Origin of the sequence: Streptomyces sp. NPDC006739 (assembly GCF_042869815.1) — a bacterium.
Taxonomy (GTDB): Bacteria; Actinomycetota; Actinomycetes; order Streptomycetales; family Streptomycetaceae; genus Streptomyces.
Genome location: NZ_JBIAGM010000002.1, coordinates 363,622 through 389,079, shown reverse-complemented (window position 1 = coordinate 389,079; position 25,458 = coordinate 363,622). Strand labels below are relative to the sequence as shown.

At 73.6% G+C, this 25,458-nt stretch carries 23 protein-coding genes and 1 riboswitch; of the genes, 10 read left to right on the top strand and 13 right to left on the bottom strand.

What is annotated here, in order from left to right; genetic code table 11:
- Window positions 1-203 precede the first annotated feature (203 nt).
- The gene (locus ACFYMM_RS05165; RefSeq protein ID WP_388383987.1) at window positions 204-464 is read left to right on the top strand and encodes a bacterioferritin-associated ferredoxin; all 261 of its coding nucleotides are present in this window, start codon (window positions 204-206) and stop codon (window positions 462-464) included.
- Here the strand turns inward: ACFYMM_RS05165 and bfr are convergent.
- Entirely contained in the window at window positions 461-940 is a 480-nt protein-coding gene (bfr, locus tag ACFYMM_RS05160; protein ID WP_388383985.1) for a bacterioferritin, read from the bottom strand. The genes ACFYMM_RS05165 and bfr overlap by 4 nt on opposite strands.
- Before the next feature lie 177 nt (window positions 941-1,117).
- Between bfr and ACFYMM_RS05155 the strand changes: the two genes are divergently transcribed.
- Window positions 1,118-1,750: a sulfite oxidase-like oxidoreductase gene (locus ACFYMM_RS05155; RefSeq protein WP_388383983.1), complete on the top strand. Its 633-nt coding sequence runs from the start codon at window positions 1,118-1,120 to the stop codon at window positions 1,748-1,750.
- A 30-nt stretch (window positions 1,751-1,780) separates the two neighbouring features.
- Here the strand turns inward: ACFYMM_RS05155 and ACFYMM_RS05150 are convergent, their stop codons facing one another.
- The 5 genes from ACFYMM_RS05150 to thiO form a co-directional block, all read right to left on the bottom strand.
- Window positions 1,781-2,689 carry a deoxyribonuclease IV gene (locus ACFYMM_RS05150; protein ID WP_388383981.1) on the bottom strand — a complete coding sequence of 303 codons (909 nt, stop codon included), beginning with the start codon at window positions 2,687-2,689 and terminating at the stop codon, window positions 1,781-1,783.
- A gap of 112 nt (window positions 2,690-2,801) precedes the next feature.
- The gene (gene pknB / locus ACFYMM_RS05145) at window positions 2,802-4,727 is read right to left on the bottom strand and encodes a Stk1 family PASTA domain-containing Ser/Thr kinase (protein WP_388383979.1); all 1,926 of its coding nucleotides are present in this window, start codon (window positions 4,725-4,727) and stop codon (window positions 2,802-2,804) included.
- An 85-nt stretch (window positions 4,728-4,812) separates the two neighbouring features.
- Window positions 4,813-5,610, bottom strand: coding sequence for a thiazole synthase (locus tag ACFYMM_RS05140; protein ID WP_388383977.1), 798 nt, complete (start codon window positions 5,608-5,610; stop codon window positions 4,813-4,815).
- A 2-nt stretch (window positions 5,611-5,612) separates the two neighbouring features.
- A complete protein-coding gene (thiS, locus tag ACFYMM_RS05135; protein WP_388383975.1) occupies window positions 5,613-5,813 on the bottom strand; it encodes a sulfur carrier protein ThiS in 201 nt (66 codons plus the stop codon).
- A complete protein-coding gene (gene thiO / locus ACFYMM_RS05130; RefSeq protein ID WP_388383973.1) occupies window positions 5,810-6,970 on the bottom strand; it encodes a glycine oxidase ThiO in 1,161 nt (386 codons plus the stop codon). The genes thiS and thiO overlap by 4 nt, the downstream gene beginning before the upstream one ends.
- A riboswitch (TPP riboswitch) is annotated at window positions 6,968-7,079 on the bottom strand. It overlaps the preceding gene by 3 nt.
- A 137-nt stretch (window positions 7,080-7,216) precedes the next feature.
- Between thiO and ACFYMM_RS05125 the strand changes: the two genes are divergently transcribed.
- The 5 genes from ACFYMM_RS05125 to ACFYMM_RS05105 all read left to right on the top strand — a co-directional run bounded on the left by ACFYMM_RS05125 (window position 7,217) and on the right by ACFYMM_RS05105 (window position 12,767).
- Window positions 7,217-8,458, top strand: coding sequence for an NAD(P)/FAD-dependent oxidoreductase (locus ACFYMM_RS05125; protein WP_388383971.1), 1,242 nt, complete (start codon window positions 7,217-7,219; stop codon window positions 8,456-8,458).
- 58 nt (window positions 8,459-8,516) lie between these two features.
- Entirely contained in the window at window positions 8,517-8,882 is a 366-nt protein-coding gene (locus ACFYMM_RS05120) for an Rv2175c family DNA-binding protein (protein ID WP_388383969.1), read from the top strand.
- Between the two features lie 1,158 nt (window positions 8,883-10,040).
- On the top strand, window positions 10,041-10,688 hold the full coding sequence (gene thiE / locus ACFYMM_RS05115) for a thiamine phosphate synthase (RefSeq protein ID WP_388383968.1): 648 nt from the start codon (window positions 10,041-10,043) through the stop codon (window positions 10,686-10,688).
- 97 nt (window positions 10,689-10,785) lie between these two features.
- On the top strand, window positions 10,786-11,709 hold the full coding sequence (gene metF / locus ACFYMM_RS05110; RefSeq protein WP_388383966.1) for a methylenetetrahydrofolate reductase [NAD(P)H]: 924 nt from the start codon (window positions 10,786-10,788) through the stop codon (window positions 11,707-11,709).
- Between the two features lie 56 nt (window positions 11,710-11,765).
- Window positions 11,766-12,767: a hypothetical protein gene (locus ACFYMM_RS05105; protein ID WP_388383963.1), complete on the top strand. Its 1,002-nt coding sequence runs from the start codon at window positions 11,766-11,768 to the stop codon at window positions 12,765-12,767.
- Window positions 12,768-12,792: 25 nt separating this feature from the next.
- Here the strand turns inward: ACFYMM_RS05105 and ACFYMM_RS05100 are convergent, their stop codons facing one another.
- The 4 genes from ACFYMM_RS05100 to ACFYMM_RS05085 all read right to left on the bottom strand — a co-directional run bounded on the left by ACFYMM_RS05100 (window position 12,793) and on the right by ACFYMM_RS05085 (window position 18,184).
- Window positions 12,793-14,304, bottom strand: a complete 1,512-nt coding sequence (locus tag ACFYMM_RS05100) for a phytoene desaturase family protein (protein ID WP_388383961.1) — start codon at window positions 14,302-14,304, stop codon at window positions 12,793-12,795.
- A 451-nt stretch (window positions 14,305-14,755) separates the two neighbouring features.
- Window positions 14,756-15,391: a TetR/AcrR family transcriptional regulator gene (locus tag ACFYMM_RS05095; protein WP_388383959.1), complete on the bottom strand. Its 636-nt coding sequence runs from the start codon at window positions 15,389-15,391 to the stop codon at window positions 14,756-14,758.
- A gap of 11 nt (window positions 15,392-15,402) precedes the next feature.
- Entirely contained in the window at window positions 15,403-17,487 is a 2,085-nt protein-coding gene (locus tag ACFYMM_RS05090) for a YhgE/Pip family protein (protein ID WP_388383957.1), read from the bottom strand.
- Window positions 17,459-18,184 (bottom strand): ATP-binding cassette domain-containing protein, encoded by a 726-nt coding sequence (locus tag ACFYMM_RS05085; RefSeq protein WP_388383955.1) that lies wholly within the window; start codon window positions 18,182-18,184, stop codon window positions 17,459-17,461. Before ACFYMM_RS05085 ends, ACFYMM_RS05090 begins: the two co-directional genes overlap by 29 nt.
- Before the next feature lie 174 nt (window positions 18,185-18,358).
- Between ACFYMM_RS05085 and ACFYMM_RS05080 the strand changes: the two genes are divergently transcribed.
- From ACFYMM_RS05080 to ACFYMM_RS05070, 3 genes are all read left to right on the top strand, one after another.
- Window positions 18,359-18,922 (top strand): SAV_6107 family HEPN domain-containing protein, encoded by a 564-nt coding sequence (locus ACFYMM_RS05080; RefSeq protein ID WP_388383953.1) that lies wholly within the window; start codon window positions 18,359-18,361, stop codon window positions 18,920-18,922.
- A 76-nt stretch (window positions 18,923-18,998) separates the two neighbouring features.
- Window positions 18,999-19,769, top strand: coding sequence for a methyltransferase (locus ACFYMM_RS05075; RefSeq protein WP_388383951.1), 771 nt, complete (start codon window positions 18,999-19,001; stop codon window positions 19,767-19,769).
- A 277-nt stretch (window positions 19,770-20,046) separates the two neighbouring features.
- On the top strand, window positions 20,047-20,439 hold the full coding sequence (locus ACFYMM_RS05070) for a DUF3040 domain-containing protein (RefSeq protein ID WP_388383949.1): 393 nt from the start codon (window positions 20,047-20,049) through the stop codon (window positions 20,437-20,439).
- 82 nt (window positions 20,440-20,521) lie between these two features.
- On the opposite strand, the gene ACFYMM_RS05065 is transcribed toward ACFYMM_RS05070, so the two are convergent.
- The 3 genes from ACFYMM_RS05065 to ACFYMM_RS05055 are packed head-to-tail and all read right to left on the bottom strand — an operon-like array spanning window position 20,522 to window position 25,307.
- Window positions 20,522-22,906 (bottom strand): DUF3488 and DUF4129 domain-containing transglutaminase family protein, encoded by a 2,385-nt coding sequence (locus ACFYMM_RS05065; RefSeq protein WP_388383947.1) that lies wholly within the window; start codon window positions 22,904-22,906, stop codon window positions 20,522-20,524.
- On the bottom strand, window positions 22,903-24,264 hold the full coding sequence (locus ACFYMM_RS05060) for a DUF58 domain-containing protein (RefSeq protein WP_388383945.1): 1,362 nt from the start codon (window positions 24,262-24,264) through the stop codon (window positions 22,903-22,905). Before ACFYMM_RS05060 ends, ACFYMM_RS05065 begins: the two co-directional genes overlap by 4 nt.
- Window positions 24,264-25,307, bottom strand: coding sequence for an AAA family ATPase (locus tag ACFYMM_RS05055; RefSeq protein ID WP_388383944.1), 1,044 nt, complete (start codon window positions 25,305-25,307; stop codon window positions 24,264-24,266). The genes ACFYMM_RS05060 and ACFYMM_RS05055 overlap by 1 nt, the downstream gene beginning before the upstream one ends.
- Window positions 25,308-25,458: the final 151 nt, after the last annotated feature.

Below are 25,458 nucleotides of genomic sequence, written 5' to 3'. Positions count from 1 at the left end.
CGCCCGCCCCCCCCGCCCACACCCCCCCCCCCCCCCCCGCCGGGGGGGCCCCCGGCGGGGGGGGGGCCCCCCCCCCGCCCCGGGGGGGGGGGGGGGGGGGGCGCCAAACACCCCCCCCCCCCCCCCCCACTCCACTTTTCCGGCCACCCGATCCCGGGTAAGGTTAGGTTTGCCTTATTGATCTCGGCGGGAGGTGGATCCGCGTGTTCGTCTGCAGCTGCTTCGGAGTGACCGAAGCGCAGGTCCAGCGGCATGCGGAGGACGGCGCCTGCACGCCCCGCCAGATTGCCTCCGCCTGCAAGGCCGGCACGGACTGCGGCTCCTGCGTCCGCCGCATCCAGGCGATCCTCGGCCGGGGCGCCTGCCCCCGCCGCGAGGCGGCCGACCAGGGCCGGCCGGTGCTCTCCGCCCTGTCCGGCCCCGGCACCCCGGACGCCCTGGACGGCCTGGACGAGGCGGCCTAGCTCTCCGGCTGTTCGATCAGCTGGGCGAGGTAGAGCGCCTCGCCGAGCTTCTCCAGCAGTTCGAGCTGGGTGTCGAGGTAGTCGATGTGGTGCTCCTCGTCGGCGAGGATGCTCTCGAAGATGTTCGCGGACGTGATGTCACCCTTGTCGCGCATCACCTTGATGCCGCGCCTGAGCCGGTCGATCGCCTCGACCTCGACCTGCCGGTCCGCCTCGAACATCTCCCTGACGGTCTGCCCCACCCGTACATGGAACAGCCGCTGGTAGTTCGGCAGCCCCTCCAGGAACAGGATCCGGTCGGTGAGCACCTCCGCGTGCTTCATCTCGTCGAACGACTCGTGCCGGGTGTACTTGGCGAGCTTCGTCCAGCCGAAGTTCTCCTGCATCTTCGCGTGCAGGAAGTACTGGTTGATCGCGGTCAGCTCGCCGGTGAGCTGCTCGTTGAGGAACTCGATGACCTCGGGATCGCCCTGCATCGCAGAGGCTCCTTCCATACCGGGGGACGGGGGAGGCGTGCCGCCGCATGATTGCACCGACATAGAAGATCGTCCAGTAAGTGCGGGCTTAGTGAGTAAGGGCGGTCTTGTGGTGAGTTGTCCGTTTGTAGGGATGCCTGGTCAGGTGCACCGCCCGGGGTCTGTCAGGATGGAGACATGGGTCATCCGGTGGAGCGCGAATCTGGAGAAGCGGCAGGGTCCGAGCTTCCGCCGGGGCAGCGGCTGCAGCGGGGCTGGCCGGTCACGCACTACGGTCCGGTACCCAAGTTCCGGCCCGAGCGCTGGGACTTCAGGGTCTTCGGTGCCACCGCCGACGGCGACAAAGGGTGCTGGAACCACGAGGAGTTCACCGCCCTGCCGTACACCACCGTGGTGGCCGATCTGCACTGCGTGACGAAGTTCAGCATGCTCGGCGCGGAGTGGGGCGGCATCCCGGCCAGCACGGTCCTCGACCTGGCCCCTCCGGCGCCCGACGTCACCCATGTGATGGTCTGGGCGGAGTACGGCTTCAGCTCGAACCTGCGCCTGTCGGACTTCGCCTCCGAGCGCACGATCTTCGCCACCCACAAGGACGGCGAACTCCTCACCGCCGAGCACGGCTTCCCGGTCCGTCTGATCGTCCCCCACCTCTACGCCTGGAAGGGCCCCAAATGGGTCCGCGGCATCGAGTACATGACCGCCGACCGCCGGGGCTTCTGGGAGGAACGCGGCTACCACAACGTCGGCGACCCCTGGCGGGAACAGCGCTACTCCTACCAGGAGGAGCCGGGGGAGGGCCCGGAGCTGTGAACGGCGTCAGCCGTCCCTCCCCGAGCCGCCTCAGCCGTCCCTGAGCCGCTTCAGCCGCGCCACGTCCGCCGCGTGGCCCTCCTTGCCGCCCGGGGTCTCGATGACCAGCGGGACGCCCTCGGTGGCGGGGTGGGTCATCAGGGCGCGGAAGGGGTCCTCGCCGATGTGGCCGGAGCCGATGTTCTCGTGACGGTCCTTGTGGGCGCCGACCACGTCCTTGGAGTCGTTGGCGTGGATCAGCTTCAGCCGGCCCTCGCCGACCGTGTCCACCAGCAGATCGAGGGTCTGGTGCATGCCGCTCGGGCCGGTCAGGTCGTGTCCGGCGGCGAAGACGTGGCAGGTGTCCAGGCACACGCCCAGCTTCGGATGGGCGTCCAGCGCCTCGAAGTACGGTCCGAAGTCCCAGGTCCGCGAGCACAGGGAGGCGCCCTGGCCGGCGGTGGACTCCAGCAGCAGGAAGGGGTCGTCGTCCCCGGTCAGCTCGTCCAGCACCGGCAGCAGACGCTCGCGCACCTGCTTCAGCGCCACCGACCGTTCCCGGCCACCGGTCGCGCTCCCGGTGTGCACCACCACCCCGAGCGCGCCGATCTCCCGCCCCCGCCGCAGCGAGTGCCGCATCGACTCCACCGACCGCTCCACGGTCGCCTCGGTGTGCGACCCGAAGTTGATCAGGTACGGCGCGTGCACGTAGACCGGGATCGACTCCGTCGCGCACACCTGACGGAACGCCTCGTCCTGCCGGGGGTTCCCGGCGGGCGTCGCCCACCCGCGCGGATTGGCGACGAAGACCTGCACGGTCTCGGCCTTCAGATCATGGGCGTAGCCGATCCCCACGGTGTGCAGACCGCCGGCGACGGGGACGTGACCGCCGACGGGATTGCGCGGAGCGGGGCGGGAGGACAAGGGGGACAGGGAGGGCAGTGAGGGCAGTGAGGTCATGACCCACCCAGCATGCCAGCACGGGTGGGACGGCCCCCGAACCGGGTGGGCACGCCCGCCCGCGCCCGCGTGGGCGTCCCCGTCCCCGTCCCCGTCCCTGTCCGCGTCCTCGTCAGCGGATGGTGATCGTGATCGTCGACCCCTTGGGGGCCGTCCGGCCGGCGTCCACCGACTGCTTCTTCACCGTGTCGCCGAACAGACCGAGCAGACCGCGGTCCTCCTCGGCCTTGAAGCCGGCCGCCTCCAGCTGCTTCTTCGCGTCGTCGACGCTGTCCCCGACCACGTCCGGCACCTGGACCATCACCGGCCCCTTGGACAGCGTCAGGGTCACCGTGTCGCCGGTGGCGGCCTGGCCGCCGCCCGCGGGGTTCTGCTGGGCGACCTGGCCCTTGTCGAAGTCGGAGTTGACCTGGTCGGTGGAGACCCGCACCTTCAGCCCGGCGTCCGTCAGGTCCTGCCTGGCGCTGTCCACGTCCTCACCGGTGACGTCCGGCACGTCGACGGGACTGCCCTTGCTGACGGTGAGCGCGATCGCCGAGTCCGCGTGCCGCGTGGTGCCCGCCTGCGGGGAGGTGGAGATCACCGAGCCGCTGGGAACGTCCGCGCTGAAGTCCCGGGTGATCATGCCCGGTTCGAGACCGGCCTTCCTCAGCCGCTCCTGCGCCTTGTCCAGCGGGACGCCCGCCAGGTCCGGCACCCGCACCGTCTCCGGGCCGCGCGAGACGGTCAGGGTCACCGTGTCGTGGGCCCGGATACGGGCGCGGGGCTGGGGATCGGTGCTGATGACCGAGCCGCGCCGCACCGTGTCGCTGTACGCCCGCGTGACCCGGACCTCCAGACCGGCCGCCTTCAGCCGCTGCCGCGCCTCCGCCTCGGTCCGCGCCAGGAGCGCCGGGACCTTCGTGAACTGGCCGGAGTTGATGTACCAGACCCCGCCGCCCAGCCCCAGCACCAGAAGCACGGCCAGGACGGCCGTCACCAGTCCACGCCGGGACCGCGTCGGCCGCCGCCGCTCGGGAACGGGCGGCGCCTCGAACCGGCTGGTCCGGTCGACCGCCGCCGCGACCTCGTCGGGTTCGCCGACGGGCAGCGGCCGGGGCACCGTCAGCGAGCGCGGGATCACGCTCGTACGGTCCTGCGCGATGTCGTGCTCCGAGGCGAGCGCCTGCGGCGGTACGGCGTCCAGCTGCTCCTCGCTCAGGCCCGCGCGGGCGTCCCGCGCCCGGGCCAGCAGCGCCACCGCGTCGTACGGCCGCAGGTCCGGGTTGCGGGCCGTACCCGCGGCGACCAGCTCGTCCAGTGCGTACGCCAGTCCCGGCACGGCGGCCGAGGGCGGCGGCACGTCCTCGTGGATGTGCTTGTACAGCACCTGGGCCGGGGAGTCCCCCGCGTGCGGCTTCTGGCCGGTCAGCATCTCGTACAGGACGACACCGCAGGCGTACACGTCCACGCGCGGATCCGCCGAGCCCTGCTCGATCTGCTCGGGCGCCAGGTACGAGACCGTGCCGAGGACCGAGCCGGTGGTGCTGGTGACGGTGTCCACGGAGCGCACCAGCCCGAAGTCGGCGACCTTGACCCGGCCGTCGTCCCCTATCAGCACGTTCTCCGGCTTCATGTCCCGGTGCACGAACCCGGCCCGGTGCGCGGCGCCGAGCGCGGCGAGCACCGGCTCCAGGATGTCCAGCGCGGCCCTGGGCCGCAGCGCCCCGCGCTCGCGCAGCACGTCCCGCAGGGTGCACCCGGCGATGTACTCCATGGCGAGGTACACGTACGACCCGTCGGTGCCCTGGTCGAAGACCTGCACCACGTTGGGGTGGGCGAGCCGGGCCACCGACTTGGCCTCCCGGATGAACCGCTCCACGAACGACCCGTCGGCCGCCAGCGTCGGATGCATCACCTTGAGCGCGAGCACCCGGTCCAGCCGGGTGTCCAGGGCCCGGTAGACCGTGGCCATCCCGCCGACGGCGATCCGCGCGTCGACGCGATAGCGGCCGTCGAGCACCTGCCCGACGAGAGGGTCCTGAAGGGTCGTATCCACGCAGGCGAGTCTACGAGCCGGGACCGACAGTCCCACCGGCTGCTCCGTCCGGGGGACGGAATGCAGCACACCTGTGACGCTTGGGTCACGGGAAGGCGGGGCGCTCCGGGTCCAGGCGAGCGCGTCCCTCGGCGGGGGAGGAGGCCTCCGCGAAATGCCGCCGGGGGATGCGTCCCGCGAGCCGGGCCAGCCGTCCGGCCTCCACCGCGTGCCTCATCGCCTCGGCCATCACCACCGGCTCCTGCGCCCGCGTCACCGCCGAGGCGAGCATCACACCCGCGCACCCCAGCTCCATGGCCAGCGCCACGTCCGACGCCGTACCGGCCCCCGCGTCCAGGATCACCGGCACGCGCGCGTGCTCCACGATCAGCTGGAAGTTGTGCGGATTGCGGATCCCGAGCCCCGACCCGATCGGCGACCCGAGCGGCATCACGGCCGCACAGCCCACGTCCTCCAGCTTCCGCGCCAGCACCGGATCGTCGTTCGTGTACGGCAGCACCGTGAAACCGTCGTCCACCAGCGTCTCCGCCGCGTCCAGCAGCTCCACCGGATCCGGCAGCAGCGTCCGCTCGTCGGCGATGACCTCCAGCTTGATCAGGTCGGTGCCCAACGCCTCCCGGGCCAGCCGGGCGGTCAGCACGGCCTCCCCGGCGGTGAAACAGCCCGCCGTGTTCGGCAGCACCCCGATGCCCAGCCGCTCCAGCACCGAGAGCACCGAGCCGTGCACGGAAGGGTCCACGCGGCGCATCGCCACGGTGGTCAGCTCCGTGCCGGAGGCGACCAGCGCCCGCTCCAGGACGTCCAGGCTCGGGGCGCCGCCGGTGCCCATGATCAGGCGGGACGCGAAGGACGCACCGCCGAGGAAGAAGGGATCGTCGGCCATGGTCAGCCTCCTTGGACGGCGGTGAGGACTTCGACGCGGTCACCCTCGGACAGCGCGGTCGCCGCCCACTGCCCGCGCGGGACGACGGTCTCGTTGAGCGCGGCGGCCACCCCGGAGGGCGCCGCGGTCAGGGCACGCACGACGGTGTCGAGAGCCGTGCCGGGCGCGAACTCCCGGGGCTCCCCGTTGACGGAGATGTTCATGCCGGCTGCTCCGAGCGCGCGGCGGCGAACCGCCTCGGGGTGAACGGCAGCGCCTCGTCCGGCAGATCACCGGTGCTCAGCGCGTGCGCGAGGACGTCACCGGTGACCGGGGTGAGCAGTACGCCGTTGCGGTAGTGCCCGGTGGCCAGCAGCAGCCCGTCAAGCTCGGTCGGTCCGAGCAGCGGCGCGTTGTCCGGGGAGCCGGGCCGCAGCCCCGCCCGGGTCTCGGTCAGCGGCAGCTCGGTGATGCCGGGCACCAGCTCGTGGGCGTCCCGCAGCAGCTCGTACACGCCCCCCGCCGTCACCGTCGTGTCCCAGCCCAGCTCCTCGCTGGTCGCCCCGACCACCAGCTCGCCGTTCTCCCGTGGCACCAGGTAGACATGGCTGCCGCGCACCACCGCCCGCACCGTCCGGCTCAGGAACGGCGCGTGCCGCCGGGGCACGGCCAGCCGCAGCACCTGCCCCTTCACCGGCCGCACCGGCGGCAGGACGTGCTCCGGCACGCCCGCCAGCCGCCCGCTCAGACTGCCCCCCGCGAGCACCACCCGGCCCGCACCCAGCTCGGTGCCGTCCGCCGTGCGGACGCCGGCCGCGCGGTCCCGTACGACGTGCAGGCGCTCGGCCCAGGCGTGGTGGAAGACCACCCCCACCCGTTCGCACGCGGCCACCAGCGCGGTGGCCAGCCGTCGTGGGTCGATCTGGTGGTCGCCGTCGACCCGCAGGCCGCCGCGCACGCCCGGCGCGAGCATCGGCTCCAGGCGCCGGCACTCCCGCCCGGACAGCCACACCGACTCCAGGCCCGAGCGCCGCTGGAGGGCGTGCAGCTCGCGCAGATGGGCGCGGTCGTCGGCGTCCAGAGCGACGGCGAGGGTGCCGCAGCGGCGGTAGCCGAGGTCCTGGCCGGTCAGCTCGGTCAGCTCGGCCGCGAAGTCCGGGTAGCGGCGGGCCGAGGCCAGGTTGAGCCCCAGCAGGGTCTGCTCTCCGTAGTGCAGTTCGGTGACCGCGGCCAGCATCCCGGCGGCCACCCGCGCGGCCCCGCCGCCCGGCTCGGGGTCCACCACGGCCGTGCGGAACCCGCGCTGCGCGGCGCGCCAGGCCGTGACCAGGCCGATGATCCCGCCCCCGATGACGAGGACGTCTGACGTACGTGACGACATGGGCGTCCAGCCCCTCCCTTCGCCGGCATGACCCGGATCAGGTTCGTACGGTCGGAGGCCGCCAGCCTCCCTCTCAGCCCGGTGCGTCCGGGCTCCCGCGAGTGCGTGTACGGTCGCCACCCTAGCCCCCCGTTCCACGGCTCTGTAAGGGCACCGCCCGGCGGGGCGCGGCCGCGCGCCCGCTGTGCAACAGGTCACTGAACGCACTTGCTGACTGACGTTTTGTCAGTTGTCTAAGGTGATCGGGTGAGCGAGCAGACGCGGGAAGCGCGGGAAGAGGGCACGTCACAGGGGCGGCGCGTGGTCGTCGTCGGTGCGGGCATGGCCGGGGTGCAGACCGCGGTCGCGCTGCGCGAACAGGGGTTCACCGGCAGCGTGACGCTGATCGGCGCCGAGCCGCACCAGCCGTACGACCGGCCGCCGCTGTCCAAGGCGGTGCTGCTCGGCAAGGCCGAGGGCTCCGCCTTCGACGTCGACTTCGAGGCGCTCGGCATCGAGCTGTCCCTCGGACGCGAGGTGACCGGCCTGCGCCCCGGCGACCACCAGCTGGACACCGGGTCCGGGCCCGTCCCGTACGACGTCCTGGTCCTGGCCACCGGCGCGGAACCGATCCGGCTGCCGGGCGCGGAGGGTGTGCCCGGCGTGCACCTGCTGCGCACCCTGGACGACGCCGAACGGCTGCGGCCCGTGCTCGCCCGGCAGCACGACGTCGTGGTGGTCGGCGCGGGCTGGATCGGCGCCGAGTTCGCGACGGCGGCCCGTGAGGCGGGCTGCGCGGTGACCGTCGTCGAGGCCGCCGACCGTCCGCTGGCGGGCGCGCTGCCCGCCGAGGTGGCCGCGCCGATGGCCGCCTGGTACGCCGACATCGGCGCCGTCCTGCGTACGCACGCGCGCGTGGAGCGCGTCGAGCCCGGCGCGGTGGTGCTGGACGACGGCTCGCGGCTGCCCGCGGGCGCCGTGGTGGTCGGCATCGGCGCCCGGCCCGCCACCGGGTGGCTGGCCGGCTCCGGCGTCGAGCTGGGCGCGCACCGCGAGGTGGTGGCCGACGAGCACCTGCGCACCTCGGTCCCGGACGTGTACGCGGTCGGCGACTGCGCCTCCTTCCCCTCGGCCCGGTACGGCGAACGGCTGCTCGTCCACCACTGGGACAACGCCCTGCAGGGCCCGCGCACGGTCGCGGCGAACATCATCGGCGAGACCCCTTCGGTCTACGACCCGGTGCCGTACTTCTGGTCCGAGCAGTTCGGCCGCTTCGTCCAGTACGCCGGGCACCACGCCTCGGCCGACCGGGCCGTGTGGCGCGGGGACCCGGCCGGACCCGCCTGGACGGTGTGCTGGCTGCGCCAGGACCGCCTGGTGGCCCTGCTCGCGGTCGGACGGCCACGGGACCTGGCCCAGGGGCGGCGGCTGATCGAGGCGGGGCGGCGCATGGACGCGGTGGCCCTGGTGGATCCGGCCCGCCCGCTCAAGGACGCGACCGCCGTCTGACCTCCCATGTGGACCGGCCCGACTTCCGACTGTCAGTGGCAGATGGCAGGCTTGTCCCGTGACCGAGATTGACGCAAAGATCGATGCTCTCGTCCCCGCCTGGCTCACCCTCCCCGACATCGCCGAACAAATGGACGTCGAGGTGACACGTGTGCGGCAGCTGGTCAAGGACGGCCAGCTGATCGCCGTACGCCGTGGTGAGAACCGGGCCCTGCACGTCCCCGCCGCCTTCATCGACGGGGACAAGGTCGTCAAGGGGCTGTCCGGGACCCTGACGCTCCTGAGGGACGACGGCTTCACGGACGAGGAGATGCTGGAGTGGCTCTTCACCCCCGACCCGACCCTGCCCGGCACCCCGGCGCAGGCCCTGAGTGAGAACCGCGGCACGGAGGTGAAGCGCCGCGCCCAGGCGCTCGCCGTCTGACCCACGGCCGACGACCGGCGCCCCGGCCCACCCCCCGAGGCGCCGGCCTCCACCCCCGTGCCCGGACCGCGGCTGCCCGTCCGCCGCCGGCGGAAAGGGGAGGCCGACCGGCAAGACCTCCACTCGCCATGCCCGGCGGGCCGGGTCACCGGGGTCTGCCCAGCCCGACCTGCCCCGACAGTCCGGCCCGCCGACCGGGGCCAACTCGCTCACGGGTAGCCCTCCCGGCCGCTCCCCGGAAGCACGGCCCACTGTCCCGGCAGCCCGCCCTTGCGAGAGGCCGGACCGCTGGTGGACCCGGCAACCCGCGCGCTGACCGCTCCGCCGGCCAGGCCACCCTGCCCGCCAGCCGGACGGGCGATGAAACGCGCTCGGGAAGAACCACCCGCCGACCGGGAAGACGCCCGCCCCCCGGAGGCACCGCACGCTGGGCCGCCGCCCGCCGACCGGGAAGGCACCCGCCTGCCGGAGGCACCGCACGCTGGGCCGCCGCCGACCGGGAAGGCGCCCGCCCCCGGAGGCACCGCACGCTGGGCCGCCGCCGGCCGCGGCCCGCCGACCGGGAAGGCAGCCGCCTGTCGGAGGCACCGTCCGCCGGGCCGCCGCCCCCGACCAGGAAGGCGCCCGCCTGCCGGAGGCACCGCACGCTGGGTCGCCGTCGCCGTCGCCGCCCGCCGACCGGGAAGGCGGCCGCCTGTCGGAGGCACCGCACGCTGGGTCGCCGCCGCCGCCCGCCGCCCGCCGACCGGGAAGGCGCCCGCCCGCCCGAGGCGCCGCCCGCCGACCGGGAAGGCACCCGCCTGCCGGAGGCACCGCACGCTGGGCCGCCGCCCGCCGCCCGCCGCCCGCCGCCCGCCGCCCGCCGCCGCCGACCGGGAAGGCGCCCGCCCGCCGCCCGCCGCCCGGGAAGGCGCCCGCCCGCCCGAGGCACCGCCCGCCGGGCGGCAGACCGGCCGCCAGGCCAATGACCGGCCCCAAGGCAGAGCCCGGCCGCCCGGCTTACCCTCGCCGTCACGCCAATCCCCCGGCCGAGAGGCCAGCCCCCGCCGCTCGGGCCGGCCCCCGCCCTCAGGTCATCACGGCAGCCCGGCCGGGAGGTCGCCCACGTCTATCGACTACGCTCCGCCACGCACCGACCGTCACCAGGGGGACACCCATATGCCCGACACCGCGCGCGCCCAGTTGGCCGATGCCCGTCTCTACCTCTGCACGGACGCCCGTACGCGCCAGGGGGACCTCGCCGGGTTCCTGGACGCGGTGCTGGCCGGCGGGGTCGACATCGTGCAGTTGCGGGACAAGGGCATGGAGGCGGCCGAGGAACTGGAGCACCTCGCGGTCTTCGCCGACGCCTGCGCCCGGCACGGCAAGCTGCTCGCCGTCAACGACCGCGCCGACGTCGCCCACGCAGCCGGAGCCGACGTACTCCACCTCGGCCAGGGCGACCTCCCGGTCCCCGCGGCCCGCGCGATCCTCGGCGAGGACGTGCTCGTCGGCCGGTCCACGCACGCCGAGTCCGAGGCGGCGGCCGCGGCCGTCCAGCCGGGCGTGGACTACTTCTGCACCGGCCCCTGCTGGCCCACCCCCACCAAGCCCGGCCGGTACGCCCCCGGACTCGACCTGGTCCGGTACACCGCCGCCCTCGGCACCGACCGCCCCTGGTTCGCCATCGGCGGCATCGACCTCGGCAACCTCGACGACGTCCTCGACGCGGGCGCCCGCCGGGTGGTCGTCGTCCGCGCGATCACCGAGGCCGACGACCCGGGCGCGGCCGCCGCCGAGTTCGCCGAGCGGCTCGGGCGGCGGTAACCGCCCCGCTGTCCGAGGCGTGGACAACAAGTCGACAAATAGGGCATATCCCCTGCGTCCGGTTGGGGGACCACCGCCCCCTGGCTAACCTGCGAGTATGGCCCTCGGAACCGCGTCCACACGGACGGACCGCGCACGCACCGTGCGCGACATGCTCGCCTCGGGCAAGAAAACGTACTCCTTCGAGTTCTCGGCACCCAAGACACCCAAGGGTGAGCGGAACCTGTGGAGCGCGCTGCGCAGGGTCGAGGCGGTCGCCCCCGACTTCGTCTCCGTGACGTACGGTGCCGGCGGCTCCACCCGCGCGGGCACGGTCAAGGAGACCCAGCAGATCGTCGTGGACACCACGCTCACCCCGGTCGCCCACCTCACCGCGGTCAACCACTCCATCGCCGAACTGCGCAACATCATCGGCCAGTACGCGGACGCCGGCATCCGCAACATGCTCGCCGTGCGCGGCGACCCGCCCGGCGACCCGATGGCCGAGTGGGTGGCGCACCCCCAGGGCCTGACCTACGCGGCCGAACTCGTCAGCCTCATCAAGGAGTCGGGCGACTTCTGCGTGGGCGTCGCCGCCTTCCCGGAGATGCACCCGCGCTCCGCGGACTGGGACACGGACGTCGCCCGTTTCGTGGACAAGTGCCGGGCCGGCGCCGACTACGCCATCACACAGATGTTCTTCCAGCCGGAGTCCTATCTGCGGCTGCGCGACCGGGTCGCCGAGGCGGGCTGTGCCACCCCCGTCATCCCCGAGGTCATGCCGGTGACCAGCGTGAAGATGCTGGAACGGCTGCCGCGGCTCAGCAACGCCCACATCCCCTCCGTCCTGAAAGAGCGGATCCTCACAGCAAAAGACGATCCGACCGCTGTACGCTCCATTGGGATCGAATTCGCCACAGAGTTCTGCGCGCGGCTGCTGGCCGAGGGTGTGCCCGGACTGCACTTCATCACGCTCAACAACTCGACGGCGACCCTGGAAATCTACGAGAACCTGGGCCTGCACCACCCCCCGCAGGCCTAGACCGGCCGCACCGCGATACGACACACTGCGTAGCGGTCACTGGGAGAGGGGCGTACATGGGCTGGACGGTCCTCTACATCGCGTTCGGCATCGTCGCGCTGTGGTTGCTGGGCGAGGTGCTGCTGCAGTACAAGGCGCGGCTGCGCTGGCGCCTGCTCGCCTTCGCCGGCTTCCTCGGTGTCGTCCTGGGTGTCCTGATCCCCTCCGTCGTCGTCATCGGGCTCGGCGCGATCGCCTTCGCGGTCGGACAGACCTACGTCACGCTCTCCTTCCGCCGCGGCTTCGCGGCCGGCTGGGCGGTCAGCCGCCCCGGCGAGAGCGCCGGCGGCAGCAAGCGCGGCCGGCGCGGCGACCCGCAGCGGCAGGAACCCGCCGCGGAGGACGCCGACCCGGAGCCCGGCGAGGCCGGTTACGGCCAGGACGCCGACTTCGGTGCCGACAGCGCGGGCCGCGGCGGCGGCGACAGCGCGGGCTACGGCTCGGACGACGACTACGACCGCGACGACGTGTTCACCCCGGCCGCCGCCCGCTCCGCGCAGCCCTCCGCCGCCGAGACCACCGCCGTCTACGAGCCGCAGCCCCTGCCCGAGGACACCGGCTCCTACGGCGTCTACGGCGACTCCGCCCACGCGGCCGCGGCCCAGCCCCAGGACCAGGGCTACGCGACCGCGGCCCAGGGCTCCGACCAGGCCTACGCCTACGACTACTCGGGCTACGGTCAGCAGCAGTACGGCTACGACACCACCGGCCAGCAGCAGTACGCCAACTACTCCGACCCGTACATCGGCAGCCAGGCCTACGGCCAGACGTCGTACGACACCACCTACGGCGGCCAGGGCTACGACCAACAGGCTTACCCGCAGGGGCAGTACGGCACCGGCGGCTACGGCGAGACGCCGGCCGGCGGGGTCTGGGTCCCGCAGCAGCGCACCGACGAGACCTACGGCGGCGAACTCCCGCAGCAGCAGCCGTACCCGTACCAGGGCGACGGCCACCAGCAAGGCCAGGGCCAGGCGCAGGGCCAGGGACACGGCTACGACGAGCAGTACCGTTTCTGAAGCCCCAGGGGAGCCCGTGCGGCCCTCACTGGGAACCGCGGAAGTCCGGTCCCTCGACGATCAGCCCCGCCACCAGCGCGCCCGACATGCCCGCGTGCGCCAGTCCGCCGCCGGGGTGCGACCAGCCGCCGGCCGTGAACAGGCCCGGTATCAGCGTGGAGTTGGACGGGTGCAGGATCCCGTCGGCGGCGGCCAGCGCGGGCGGCGGGACGGCACCGCCCTCGGCGCCCGTCTCCCGCTCGGTGTCCACGGGGGTGCGGACCTCGCGCCACAGCGTCCGCTCGCGCAGCCCCGGCACCGCCCGCCCGGCGGCGGCGACCATCCGGTCCGCGAAGGCGTCGGCGGCCCCCGGCGCGGCCCAGTCGTACCCCGTCGCGGACGCCACCGTCGCCGTCAGCACCACCGACTCGTGCGCGTCGTCGGGCCGCAGGGCCGCATCGTCCGGGCGGTCGATCCGGACCGTGGGCCTGTCGGGGGTGGTCCCGGGCCCGAACAGGCCGAGTTCCGCCACCGCGTCGGGTGAGTGCACCACCGTACGGTGGACGGCGCCCGGCTCCCGCGCCCCGCGCAGCGCGAGGCACACCACCACCCGGCCGGGATACCGGCCCTCGACCACGGGTTCCACCGACCCGGTCCCGTACAGCCTGTGGCCCGCCCGCACCATGCCGCCCAGGCGCCGGGGCCCGGCGCCGACCACGGTGTCCGCCTCGGCCACCGTGCCGTCGGCCAGCTCCACCCCGGCCGCCCGGTCGTCCTTCTCCAGGATCCCGGTCACGTCGGCGCCGAAGCGGAACTCGACCTTCCGGCGCAGACACCGCTCGTAGACCGCGCGCGCCAACTCCCGCATGCCACCGCGCACGTACCAGGTGCCGAAGGCGTGCTCCAGGTACGGCAGCACGGCCGCGCTCGCCGGGGCCGTGCCGGGATCGACGCCGTAGAGCAGGGCGTGGCTGTGCAACAGGGCCGCCAGGCGCTCGTCGCGCAGCTCCCAGGCGCCGATCTCGGCGAGCGTGGTCGCACGGCGGGTGCGCAGCAGGCGCTTGTGCGGGACCGCCGGATAGGGCTCACGCTCGGTCAGCACCGCCCAGTCGGCCCACAGGGGCTCCTCCAGCAGCGGGCGCCGGGTGCGGTCCCAGGCCTCGCGGGCCCGCACCAGGAAGTCACCCCAGCGCTCACCGGCCCCCGCCCCCAGCGCCGCCTCCAGGGACGAGACGGCACCCGCGCGCGAGGCGTTGGGCAGCGACACCTCGGTGCCGTCGGCGAAGACGTGCCGCGCGGACGGGTCGACCTGGACCAGCTCGACGCAGTCCTCCAGCGGCTCCTTGCCGGTCTTGACGAACAGATCGCGCCAGACGGCCGGCAGCGGCAGCAGTCCGGGACCGGTGTCGAAGGCGAACCCGTCCCGCTCGAACCGGCGCACCGCACCGCCGTACGTCTCCGTACGCTCGTACACCACCACCCGGTGGCCCGCGACGGCCAGCCGGGCAGCGGCCGCCATCGCGCCCATGCCGGCGCCGATCACCGCAATCCGTGCCATGCCTGCGACTTTATCGACCGCCACTGACAATCCGGTCCCCGGGCGGTGTGACACCGATGCGCCGGCGACGCGGCGGTCGTCCCGTGCCGGGAGTGAGCGCGCGGGGCTGAGTATCCGTACTCAGGCGGTGAGATGAGTACGGATGCGGATGGGGCCGCACCCGTGCGAACGGGAGAGTAGGGGCACGGAAAGGGGCGCGGCTCCGGCACCGGCGACACGGGGCGCCGGAACGGAGCGGCCCCGCTCCGCTCCTTCCGCCGATCACGTCGGCGGAAGCGGGACACGGGGGAGGGGGGAAGGCCGGGGGGCGACCGGAACGACACCGTACGGGGGGCGTACGGGGAGCCCGGGGGAGTGGGGGAGGAGGCGCCGGTTCGAGGTGGCCCGCGGGGGACGCGGCCACCCCGGACCGGCGCCTTCCGCGTCGCCCCCGGTCCCGCCGGTCCCCCGGCTAACGCTCCCCGCTCACCCGTCCGTGGAGCAGCCGGGACAGCGCCGCGTGGACGTCGTCCAGGGAGCGCTCCGGCTGGAAGGACTGCCAGTCCAGCGCGGCCACCAGGACCATGCCGACCAGCGCGGACGCGGTCAGCGGCACATCGATTTCGGCACTGAACTCGCCGGCCGCCACACCCTCGCGCAGCACGTCCTCCACCACCGCGACCGCCTGCTGCCGTACCACCATCAGGGTGGACTGCCAGGCGCGGTTGGTGCGCCACAGCTCGGCGACGTACAGCTGGGTGAAGGCCGGGTAGCGGTCGATGAAGACCAGGCCCGCGCGGATCATCGCGTCCAGGGCGTCGACCTTGCCGCCGCCCTCGCGGGCGGTCCGCTCGGCCGCCTCCTTGAGGGAGGCGGTGAGCAGGCCCACACCGTGCCGCAGCAGCTCCTCGAAGAGGACCGACTTGCTCGCGAAGTTGTAGTAGACCGTGCCCTTCGCGACCCCGGCCCGCTCGGCGATCTCGTCCACGGTGGTGGCGGAGAAGCCCTGCTCGGCGATGAGCGTGACGGCGGCCTCGTAGAGCTTTTGCCGGGTGGCCTCGCGGCGCGGGCTGCCGCTGCTCGGCGTCCTGGTGCTGCTGCTTTCCATGGCGTCGATTGTCACAGGCTCAGCTCCGGGTGGAGACGGTCCAGGGTCCACACCTGGCGACGGCGGGCCGACACCGCGGTGAGCGCGAGGGCGCCAGCGGTGAACGCGGTCAGCACGGCGCACGCCTGCCACACCGGGCCGAGCCCGCCGCCCGTGATCAGCCGGCGCAGCGCCTCCACGATGTAGCTCATCGGCAGGAAGGGGTGGATCGCGTTGAAGAAGCCCGGGCTGGTCTGCACCGGGTAGGTGCCGCCCGCCGAGGTCAGCTGCAGCATCAGCAGCGCGAGGACGAGGATCCGCCCGGCCGCCCCGAAGCGCGCGTTCAGCCACTGGACGATCGCCCCGAAGCAGGCCGTCACCAGGAACAGGAAGCCCACCGTCCCGGCCGCCCGGGCCATCCGCAGGCCGATTCCCCAGTGCAGTACGGACATCAGGGCGGCCACCTGGAGCACCCCGACGGCGACCACCGGAAGCCAGCCCGCGAGCGCTATCCGCCAGGCGGACGTACCGACCGCCAGGGCCCGCCGGTTGAGCGGCGGGATCAGCATGTACGCCACCATCGCGCCCACCCACAGGGACAGCGGGATGAAGTACGGGGCGAACCCGGTGCCGTAGTTCGGCGCCTTGTGCAGGTCGTGGGAGGCGAGCTGGACCGGGTCCGCCATGACGCCGGTGCGCCGGTCGCGGTCCTGCTTGTCGTAGTCGGGGATCCTGTCGGCCCCGGCGTGCAGTCCGCCGGCCAGCTTCCCGGAGCCGTCGACGAGCTTGTACATGCCGCCGTTCAGATCGTCGGCGCCGCCGCTCAGCCTGCCGACGCCCTGGTCGAGGGTGTCCGCGCCGGTGCGGGCCGTGCCGAGGCCGGTGTGCAGCGTCTTCGCGCCGGCGGCGACCTTGCCCGCGCCCTCGTTCAGCTTGTTGATCTTCTTGACGGCGTCGTCGACGTCCTCGGAGAGGTGCGGGGCGCGGTCGGCGAGGGCCTGGGCCTGCGTCTGGAGGGTGCCCAGGTCGGCGCTGAGGGTCTTCAGGCCGCCGTTCTGGTCGGCGATCAGCGTGTTGAGGTCGTCGGCGACGGTGGCCACGTCGGCGGCCGCCTGCTCGGCCTTCTTCAGGTCGGCGCAGACGGGGTCCGGCAGCACCGGGGTCTCGCACCGCGTCCGGTAGACGTCGTCGAGGGTCCTGGAGGCCGCGTGGGCGGTCCTGGCGGCGGCCGGCGCCGTCTTCACCAGGACGTCCAGGTTGTGCCGGACCGCCTTGGCGGAGTCGGCGACCAGCCGGGCCGTGTCCCCGATGGTCTTCTCGTTGTCCCTCAGGAACGGGCCGGCCTTCGCGTACACCCCGTTGACCTGGTCGGCGAGGTTCTGGGTGCCGTCCGCGACCTGCCGCGATCCGTCCTCCAGGGTGCCCGCGCCCGTGTCGAGCTTCGTCAGGCCCGCCGCGAGCCTGCCGCTGCCGCTCTTGGCGTCCTTGAGGCCGTCGGCGAGGTCCTGGGAACCCTGCTCCGCCTTCCCGAGGCCGCCCTTGAGCCGGTCGGCGCCCTGGGCGGCCGTCACGGTCTTGCCGTGGATGTCGGAGAAGGAGACGAAGATCCGGTCCAGGAACGTCCGGGACGCCTTCGTGGAGGCGGCCGAGCGCACCTCGCTGAAGACGGTCTTGGAGATCTGCCCGACGATGTAGTTGTTGGCGTCGTTGGTGCGCACCTGGAGGGCGCCCGTCTCGGGGGAGTCGCCCGCACTGGAGGCGACGCGCCGGCTGAAGTCGGCCGGCATGGTCAGCGAGAGGTAGTACGTGCCGTCCTCGACGCCCTGGCGGGCCTCGGCGGCGCTCACCTCGTGCCACTCGAAGGTGCGGCTGTCCCGCAGCCCGTCGACGATGTCGTCGCCCGCCGTGATCTTCTTCCCGCCGGCGGTGGCCCCCTTGTCGTCGTTGACCAGCGCCACGGGAATGCGGTCCAGCCGGCCGTACGGGTCCCAGAACGACCACAGGTACAGGGCTCCGTACAGCAGCGGCAGCACCAGCAGCGCCACCAGGGCGGCGCGCGGCAGCTTTCCCCGCCCGAAGCGCCTCAGCTCAAGCGCGGCCAGTCGCGGTGAGCGCATCCGCCGTCTCCTCTCCGTGGGTGGACACCCGCACGGCCTCCTCGGGGGCCTCGCTGCACACCGCCACCACCGTCGTGCCGCCCTCGGCGACCGACTTCAACAGCGCCCATGCCTCGGCCCGTTCGGTGTCCGACAACTTGAGGTCGGTGTCGTCTACGCCGAGCAGCGCGGGACGGCCGACCAGCGCCAGCGCGACGGACAGCCGCAGCTCCTCCAGCCGCTCCAGGTCGCGTACGGCGGTCCGGGCGCCCTTCGGCAGCGTCTCCAGGTCGAGTCCGGCGGCGGCGAGCGCCGAGTCGACCCGCAGCTTCGCCCGTGCCGCCCGCTCCTTGCGGGGCCGCAGCAGCGCGCGCGGCGAGCCGCCGAAGCGGCGCTCCAGCAGGGCCCGTTCGCGCAGGTGCTCGCCGACGGTCAGCGCCGGGTCGAGGTCGGTGACCCCGGCGACGTTGGCCACGGCGCTGATCCGGCGGACCGCCGCCAGCTGCTTGGGCAACCGTGCCCCGCCCACGGCCGCCGTGCCCTCGGTGGCCCTCATCCGTCCGGTGAGCGCCAGCAGCAGGCAGGTACGGCCCGATCCCGACGGTCCCTCGACGGCGATCAGCGCCCCTGGCTCCGCGTCGATGCCGATCCCGCGGAACGCCCAACCGCGTGGGCCCTTGAGTCCGAAGCCCTCGGCCGTGACACCGATGCCCTCCACAGACTCCCCCTGTGCTCCTCGATTTTGAACTGACTGGTCAGTGCAAAAACTACTCCGAACTTTCGATCGAAGCAAAAGTCCAGGTCAGAACGGATTGTCAGTCCCATACCCCACGATGGGCCACATACGGCACTCCATATCAGGTCTGCCGTCACAGACGACAGGAGGTTCGTCATGGCCAACTCCTCCGCGGCTGCCGCCCGTCGGCGCCGCGCCTCCGGCCCTGCCCCCTCACTGACCGGACCGGCGGGCGACGTGCACCCCGTGCTGCGCCGGACCACGGCCCCGCCCGCCGCCCTCGACCTGCTCGCCCAGGCCCGCGCCGGACTCGACGAGGCCGCCGCCCTCGAAACGCCCAACGAGCGCTACGCGATCGCCCACCTCGCCGCCCTGCGCACCGCCGCCGCCGTCCTCGCCGCCCGCGGCCGCCCCGAACCCCCCTCCCGGCGCCGGGCCAGGATCCGGAGCGCCTGGGAGGTACTCCCGGAGATCGCGCCCGAACTCACCGAGTGGAGCGCGCTGTTCGCCTCCGGCGCCCGGCGCCGGGCCCGGGCCGAGGCCGGCATACAGGGCGCCGCGAGCCGCCGGGACGCCGACGACCTGATACGTGACGTGGCGATGTTCGTCCGCCTCGTCGAACGGATGCTGGTCCTCCAGCCCGTGCTGCCCCAGCCCCGCCAGGACGCCGAGGAGCCGGGCGGACCTGCCGCCCCGCCCGCGATGCCGGACGCCGGCTGACGCGTAGCGGGGGCGCCGGAGGCAATAGGGTGTGGTGGAAGGCACCCCTGAAGGCCGTCTCGAGGAGTCAACTGCCGTGTCGGACCCGATGCGCCCCCGCGCCTCTCTCCGTACCGCCGTGGTCTGGGAGGTCCTCCAGGACGCCCTCGACCGGCGGGTCAAGGCCACGGGCCGGGACCGCCTGGACGTCCTCGACACCGGAGGCGGCAGCGGCAACTTCGCCGTGCCCGTCGCCCGCCTCGGCCACCACGTCACCGTCGTCGACCCCAGCCCCAACGCCCTGTTCGCACTGGAGCGCCGCGCCGCCGAGGCCGGCGTCGCCGACCGGGTGCGCGGCGTCCAGGGCGACGCCCACGGCCTGTTCGACGTCGTGGAGCGCGGCGGCTACGACGCCGTGCTGTGCCACGGCGTCCTGGAGTACGTCGACGACCCCGCCGAGGGCGTGCGCAACGCGGTGGCCGCGCTGCGCTCCGAGGGCGTGCTGAGCCTGCTCGCCGCGGGCCTCGGCGGCGCGGTGCTCGCCCGCGCCCTGGCCGGACACTTCAAGGAGGCCAAGCAGGCCCTCGACGCCCCGGACGGCCGTTGGGGCTCCGGCGACCCGGTGCCGCGCCGGTTCACCGCCGAGCAGCTCACCGCGCTGGTGGAGGGAGCGGGCCTGCGGGTCGGGGCCGTGCACGGGGTGCGGGTCTTCGCCGACCTCGTGCCCGGCGTCCTGGTCGACACCGAGCCCGGAGCCCTCGACGCCCTGCTGAAGCTGGAGGCCGCAGCCGCCGAACTCCCGGCCTTCCACTCGGTCGCCACCCAGCTGCATGTGCTCGGTGAGACACGAGGGGCCACGCAGGCCTGAGCAGCGTCCCGCCGTCGCGGCCCTGATCAGGGCCGCGACGGCGGATGGAGTACGCCACAGGCCCCCCGATCGAGGGGTTTGCGCCGTATGATCGAGGGAGACCGCTCGGCATGACGGGTCGGCCGCCGGGGAATGGAAGCCTCAGCGACCGGGTTGGCCATGGCGTAATCCGGTTGGCCAATTGGCGCAGAGGGGCGGGTTTCACGGGGGCGATTCCCTGCCTATCCTGAAGGGACCCCCCGGGTCGCCCCGGCGACTGCACGATGAGGAGGACTCCGTGCCGCTCTCGGAGCACGAGCAGCGCATGCTCGAGCAGATGGAGCGAGCGCTGTACGCCGAAGATCCCAAGTTCGCGTCGGCGCTCGAGGGAAGCGGGCTGCGTACGTACACCCGGCGGCGGGTCTACCAGGCGGTCGCAGGCTTCCTCGTAGGTATCGCGCTCCTCATGGCCGGAATGGTCGCGCAGCAGATCTGGGTCAGCGTGGTGGGCTTCCTCGTCATGCTCGGCTGTGCCGTACTCGCCGTCACCGGGTGGCGCAAGGCCCCCAAGCCGGGCGAACAGCCCGCCGCCGGCGGCCCCCACGCCCGCCGCCAGCCGCGGCAGAAGCGCTCCGTGATGGACCGCATCGAGCAGCGCTGGCAGCGCCGGCGCGACGAACAGGGTCATTAGCCCGTACCGGCATACGTGAGGGGCGGTCACCGGATGGTGACCGCCCCTCACGCATGCCCCTGGAGCCGTCCCCGCCGCCGCCTCAGCCCTGCTGCCGCGACGGCCGGCGCGGCGCCGGCCGAGGTGCCGACACCCGGGCCCGGAGCGCCGCCCACCGCGCCGAGACCGCCCACAGCACCCGCACCGCAGAGCGCGGAGCGAACAGCGCCCGCAGCCGCGTACCGCCGCTCACCGGGGCGCCCAGCCCGGCGATCACCCGGCGCACGTCCTCGGCCAGACCCGTCACCGGACGCGGCCGGGGCGCGTACAGCACCTGCTCCACGGCGTCCGCCACCCGGTGCACCGCCGCTCCCGCCGCCGGGTCCAGATGCCCGAGCCGGATGATCCGCGCGGCCGCCTTGCGCGGCGTCTGCGAATCGTCCGGCAGGATGCCGAAGTCCCACGCGGAGTCCGTCAGCTCCTGCCAGGCCGCCAGCGCGTGCGCCGCCGCGCCCTCCTCGGTACGCGCATGCGCGCCCAGCCGCACGGCCCGCAGCCGCCTGCGGCACAGCAGCGGCGCCAGCGGAACCACCACCACGGCCAGCGCGGCCAGCCCCCACAGCGTGTACTGCCAGGGCGTCGGACCGTTGTCGTCCGGGGCCTGCGCCACTGTGGCGGACGGGCTGGAGCACGCCTGGAGCCTGCGCGCCTGCACCGGGCAGCTCTCGTTCGGCGAGGCCGCCGTGGACGGCGCCGCACTCGACCTGTGGGACGGCAGGCTCTGGTCCGGCAGCGAATTGCCGGGGGTGTCCGACTCGGTGTACGACGGCACGGTGCCCCGCGTGGGGGTCGGCTCGAAGCGGGTCCAGCCCACGCCCTCGAAGTACAGCTCGGGCCAGGCGTGCGCGTCCTTCAGGTTCACCGCCACCGTGCCGTCCGCCTGCGGGGAACCGGGCGCGAAGCCGACCGCCACCCGGGCCGGAATGCCCAGCGTGCGGGCCATCGCGGCCATCGCGAAGGAGAAGTGGACGCAAAAGCCCTGCTTCTTCTTCAGGAAGTTCGCGATGGCGTCCGGACCCCGGCCGATGTCCACCCTGGTGTCGTACTGGAAGCCGCCCGTCACCGCGAAGTAGTCCTGGAGCTTGACCGCCTCGTCGTAGTGGCTCGTGGCGCCCTCGGTGATCTGCCGGGCCGTGTCGGCCACCACCTTCGGCAGCGACTTCGGCACCTTGGTGTACTCGCGCTTCAGGGCCCCCGACGGCTCCGGGGCGGTCGCCAGCTGCTGCGGCGTCGGTTCCACGTCCAGGCTGGTCACCTGGTAGGTCTCGCCCCGGGTGGTCTGGCCCTTGTCGCCGACGAGCGTCATCCCGACGGGCTCGTAGCGCCAGGTCCCGGCGATCTTCACCCCGCTGGGCGGGTACGGCATCGGCAGCCAGTCCTGGGCGTAGGAGTCCGCCGCCGAGACCGTCGTCCGCACCGTCGTCCGCCTGACGTCCGGGCCCAGTCCGGGGGGCGTGGGCAGGCTGTCCGGCACGCCGACGATGTGCCGCTGGGACGGCTTCCAGGTGGTGCCGTCGAAGTCGTCCAGGGAGACGATGCGCAGATAGAGGTCCGAGATGTCGTTCGTGGTGGTCCGCAGCGACAGCACCTGGCGGTCGTTGTCCTGGTTCAGGCTGTCGCGCAGCGACACCAGTGGGTTGACCGCGTTGATCATGCCGCCGTCCCCCGCGCCCGCCCCGATGCCGGCGCCGGCCGGGCCCAGCAGACCGCCCTGCATCGCCGGCAGGGCGAGCGGCACCACCAGCGCGACACCCAGCGCCACCGCGCCGATCCGCCGTCCGGTGCGCACCGGGGCGAGCGCGCCGCCCTCCGCCTCGCCGGGACCGCGCGAGGCACCGCCGAAGACCCGCCCCCACTGGGAGAGCCGGTCGCGGCCCTCGGCGAGCAGCAGCATCAGATAGCCGGCCGCCGCGACCAGGAACCACAGCCAGTCGGCGCCCCCGTGGGACAGCCCCGCGGCGACGGAGTACAGCGCCAGCAGCGGCAGACCGGCCGGGGCGGCACTGCGGAAGGTCACCGCGAGGGTGTCCACGATCAGGCCGACCAGGAGGACACCGCCGATGAGCATCAGCTTGATGCCGTCGGTGACCGGTGCCGGTATCGAGTACCGGCTGACGTCGTCGGAACCCTGCTGGAGCAGGTCGGCGAAGTACCGGAAGGCGTCCGGGCCGGGGACCAGCCCGGCGATCGCGTGCGACCGGGCGAAGGTCAGCGTCAGCATCATCAGGCCGGCCAGGGCCTGTGCCGCCACGGTCAGCGGCCGGGCCAGCGGCACCCGGCGGGCCGCCGCGCCCACCCCCGTCTGCGCCGCGACTAGGAAGGCCGCCTCCATCAGCCAGGTCGGCTGGTCCACCAGGGGCAGCAGCGCGCACGCGGCCATCAGGGTGGCCGCCGCGGCACACAGCGCAAGTCGTGCCCGCCCGCTCATGCCCGGCCCTCCCCGCCCACCGTGGCCACGCCCGTGCGCAGCCGGTCCGCCTGCCGCCACACCTCGTCCAGCGAGGCGCCCCGGGGCACGCCGACGGCCGTCCAGCCCGCCTCGCGCAGCATGCGCAGCCGGTCCCGCTGCCAGGTGTCCGGCCGGGGCACGTCGGTGGGTTCCCTGATCCAGGCGTCCGGGTCGAGCAGGAAGGCGAGCGCGCCGCCACTGCGCCGGCGCATCCGGGCGACCACCGCGGCCTGCTCCTCGTCGAGGTCGCCGAGGAAGGCGACCAGCAGCCCCTCGTTCCCGCCGCGCAGCACCTCGTACGCCCGGGACAGGTCCGTCGCGTCGGAGTGGTCGATCACCGCGAGCGTGTCCATCATCAGCCCGGCCGCGTCGGCGCTCTCCTGGCCCGACCCCGCGAAACCGTCGGCGCCCTCCCCGGGCACCGTGGCGCCGGTGTCGGTCAACAGACGGACCGAGAATCCGCGTTCGACCATGTGCACCAGCACCGAGGCGGCGCCGGACACCGCCCACTCGAACGCCGAGTCGGGCCCCGAACCCTCGAAGGCGACGGTCCGGGTGTCGAGCAGCACCGTGCAGCGGGCGCGCTGCGGCTGCTCCTCACGGCGCACCATCAGCTCGCCGTAGCGCGCGGTGGAGCGCCAGTGCACCCGGCGCAGGTCGTCGCCGTAGCGGTAGCCGCGCGGGATCACGTCGTCCTCGCCCGCCAGGGCCAGCGAGCGCTGCCGCCCCTCGCCGTACCCCTTGGCCTCGCCGCTGAGCCGCACCGGCGGCAGCGGCTCCACGCGCGGGACCACGGTCAGCGTGTCGTACGCCGAGAAGGAACGGGTCAGCTCGCACATCCCGAACGGGTCCGTCAGGCGCAGTTGCAGCGGGCCCAGCGGATAGCGGCCGCGCAGGTCCGAACGGACCCGGTAGGACACCTCGCGGCGGCCGCCCGGCTCCACCCGGTCCAGCACGAAGCGCGGGCGCGGACCGAGGACGTAGGGCACCCGGTCCTGGAGCATCAGCAGGCCGGTGGGCAGCCGGGAGACGTTGTCCATCCGCAGATGCACACGGGCCTCGCCGCCGGCGGGCACCCGCGCGGGGGAGAGCCGGCGGCTGCCCGCCACCCGGTAGCGGGTGCGGTAGAGCACGCCCGCGCAGATCAGCGGGAGCACCGCCAGCAGCAGCCCGACCCGGAGCAGGTCGCTCTGGCCCAGCACGTACGCGCAGATCGCCGCGGCGATCCCGGCCGCCAGGAAGGAGCGCCCCCGGGTGGTCAGCCCGGTCAGGGCCGTACGGACGCCGCCCTGCTCCCCGCCGTCGGCCTCCGACTGCCCCGCACCCCCCATGGTCATCACAGCGTCCGCGGCGGCTGTGCGGGATACGCCGGCGCGCCGCCCCGGCCCAGCCCGAGGCCGCCCTGCGGCGGGGCCGCCGTCGGCACCGGGGTCTGCTGCAGGATCTCCTGCATGACCTGCTCGGAGGTGCGCCGGTTGAGGTGGGCGGCCTGCGCGGTGGGCAGCAGCCGGTGGGCGAGCACGGCCACCGCGAGGGCCTGCACGTCGTCCGGCAGCGCGTACTCCCGGCCGCTGAGGGCGGCGGACGCCTTCGCCGCGCGCAGCAGGTGCAGCGTCGCGCGCGGGGAGGCGCCGAGTCTGAGGTCGGGGTGGGTGCGGGTGGCGGCGACCAGGTCCACCGCGTACCGCCGGACCGGGTCGGCGACGTGCACGCCCCGGACGGCCTCGATCAGCTTCACGATCTCGTGGGCGTGCGCCACGGGCTGGAGGTCCTCCAGCGGGGAGACGCCGCCGTGCACGTCCAGCATCTGCAACTCGGCCTCGACGCTGGGGTAGCCGACCGACACCCGGGCCATGAAGCGGTCGCGCTGGGCCTCGGGCAGCGGATAGGTGCCCTCCATCTCGACCGGGTTCTGGGTGGCCACCACCATGAACGGGCTGGGCAGTTCGTAGGTCTGCCCGTCGATGGTGACCTGGCGCTCCTCCATCGACTCCAGCAGTGCCGACTGGGTCTTGGGCGAGGCGCGGTTGATCTCGTCGCCGATCACGATCTGCGCGAAGATGGCGCCGGGCTTGAACTCGAAGTCCCGGCGCTGCTGGTCCCAGATCGACACGCCCGTGATGTCCGAGGGCAGCAGGTCGGGCGTGAACTGGATGCGCCGCACCGAACAGTCGATGGACCGTGCCAGCGCCTTGGCGAGCATCGTCTTGCCCACGCCGGGGACGTCCTCGATCAGAAGATGCCCCTCGGCGAGCAGCACGGTCAGCGAAAGCCGTACGACCTCTGGCTTGCCCTCGATCACACCCTCCACCGAACTGCGCACCCGCTCCACAGTGGCGGTCAGATCAGTGAGGCTCGCTCGATCGTCATAGGTCGTCACCCGGCCCTCCTCGGCCCGTTCTTACTCGGGCCGCCGCTCTCGACTGCGCGACCGGCCCACCCCGAACACGGACACCACGCGGGAAAAGTTCCGCGTGACGTCACAACCGCATTCTTGCCGCCGTTACCGTTTCGTGTCACTCGCCTGTGGA

Bases quoted from the DNA above. Each gene is read 5' to 3' on its own strand.
- ACFYMM_RS05155 (WP_388383983.1), top strand. From the start codon at position 1,118: ATGGGTCATCCGGTGGAGCGCGAATCTGGAGAAGCGGCAGGGTCCGAG.
- ACFYMM_RS05065 (WP_388383947.1), bottom strand. From the start codon at position 22,906: ATGAGCGGGCGGGCACGACTTGCGCTGTGTGCCGCGGCGGCCACCCTG.
- thiO (WP_388383973.1), bottom strand. From the start codon at position 6,970: ATGTCGTCACGTACGTCAGACGTCCTCGTCATCGGGGGCGGGATCATC.
- ACFYMM_RS05105 (WP_388383963.1), top strand. From the start codon at position 11,766: ATGGGCTGGACGGTCCTCTACATCGCGTTCGGCATCGTCGCGCTGTGG.
- ACFYMM_RS05150 (WP_388383981.1), bottom strand. From the start codon at position 2,689: ATGACCTCACTGCCCTCACTGCCCTCCCTGTCCCCCTTGTCCTCCCGC.
- thiE (WP_388383968.1), top strand. From the start codon at position 10,041: ATGCCCGACACCGCGCGCGCCCAGTTGGCCGATGCCCGTCTCTACCTC.
- ACFYMM_RS05080 (WP_388383953.1), top strand. From the start codon at position 18,359: ATGGCCAACTCCTCCGCGGCTGCCGCCCGTCGGCGCCGCGCCTCCGGC.
- thiS (WP_388383975.1), bottom strand. From the start codon at position 5,813: ATGAACATCTCCGTCAACGGGGAGCCCCGGGAGTTCGCGCCCGGCACG.
- ACFYMM_RS05060 (WP_388383945.1), bottom strand. From the start codon at position 24,264: ATGACCATGGGGGGTGCGGGGCAGTCGGAGGCCGACGGCGGGGAGCAG.
- metF (WP_388383966.1), top strand. From the start codon at position 10,786: ATGGCCCTCGGAACCGCGTCCACACGGACGGACCGCGCACGCACCGTG.
- ACFYMM_RS05095 (WP_388383959.1), bottom strand. From the start codon at position 15,391: ATGGAAAGCAGCAGCACCAGGACGCCGAGCAGCGGCAGCCCGCGCCGC.
- bfr (WP_388383985.1), bottom strand. From the start codon at position 940: ATGCAGGGCGATCCCGAGGTCATCGAGTTCCTCAACGAGCAGCTCACC.
- ACFYMM_RS05140 (WP_388383977.1), bottom strand. From the start codon at position 5,610: ATGGCCGACGATCCCTTCTTCCTCGGCGGTGCGTCCTTCGCGTCCCGC.
- ACFYMM_RS05090 (WP_388383957.1), bottom strand. From the start codon at position 17,487: ATGCGCTCACCGCGACTGGCCGCGCTTGAGCTGAGGCGCTTCGGGCGG.
- ACFYMM_RS05100 (WP_388383961.1), bottom strand. From the start codon at position 14,304: ATGGCACGGATTGCGGTGATCGGCGCCGGCATGGGCGCGATGGCGGCC.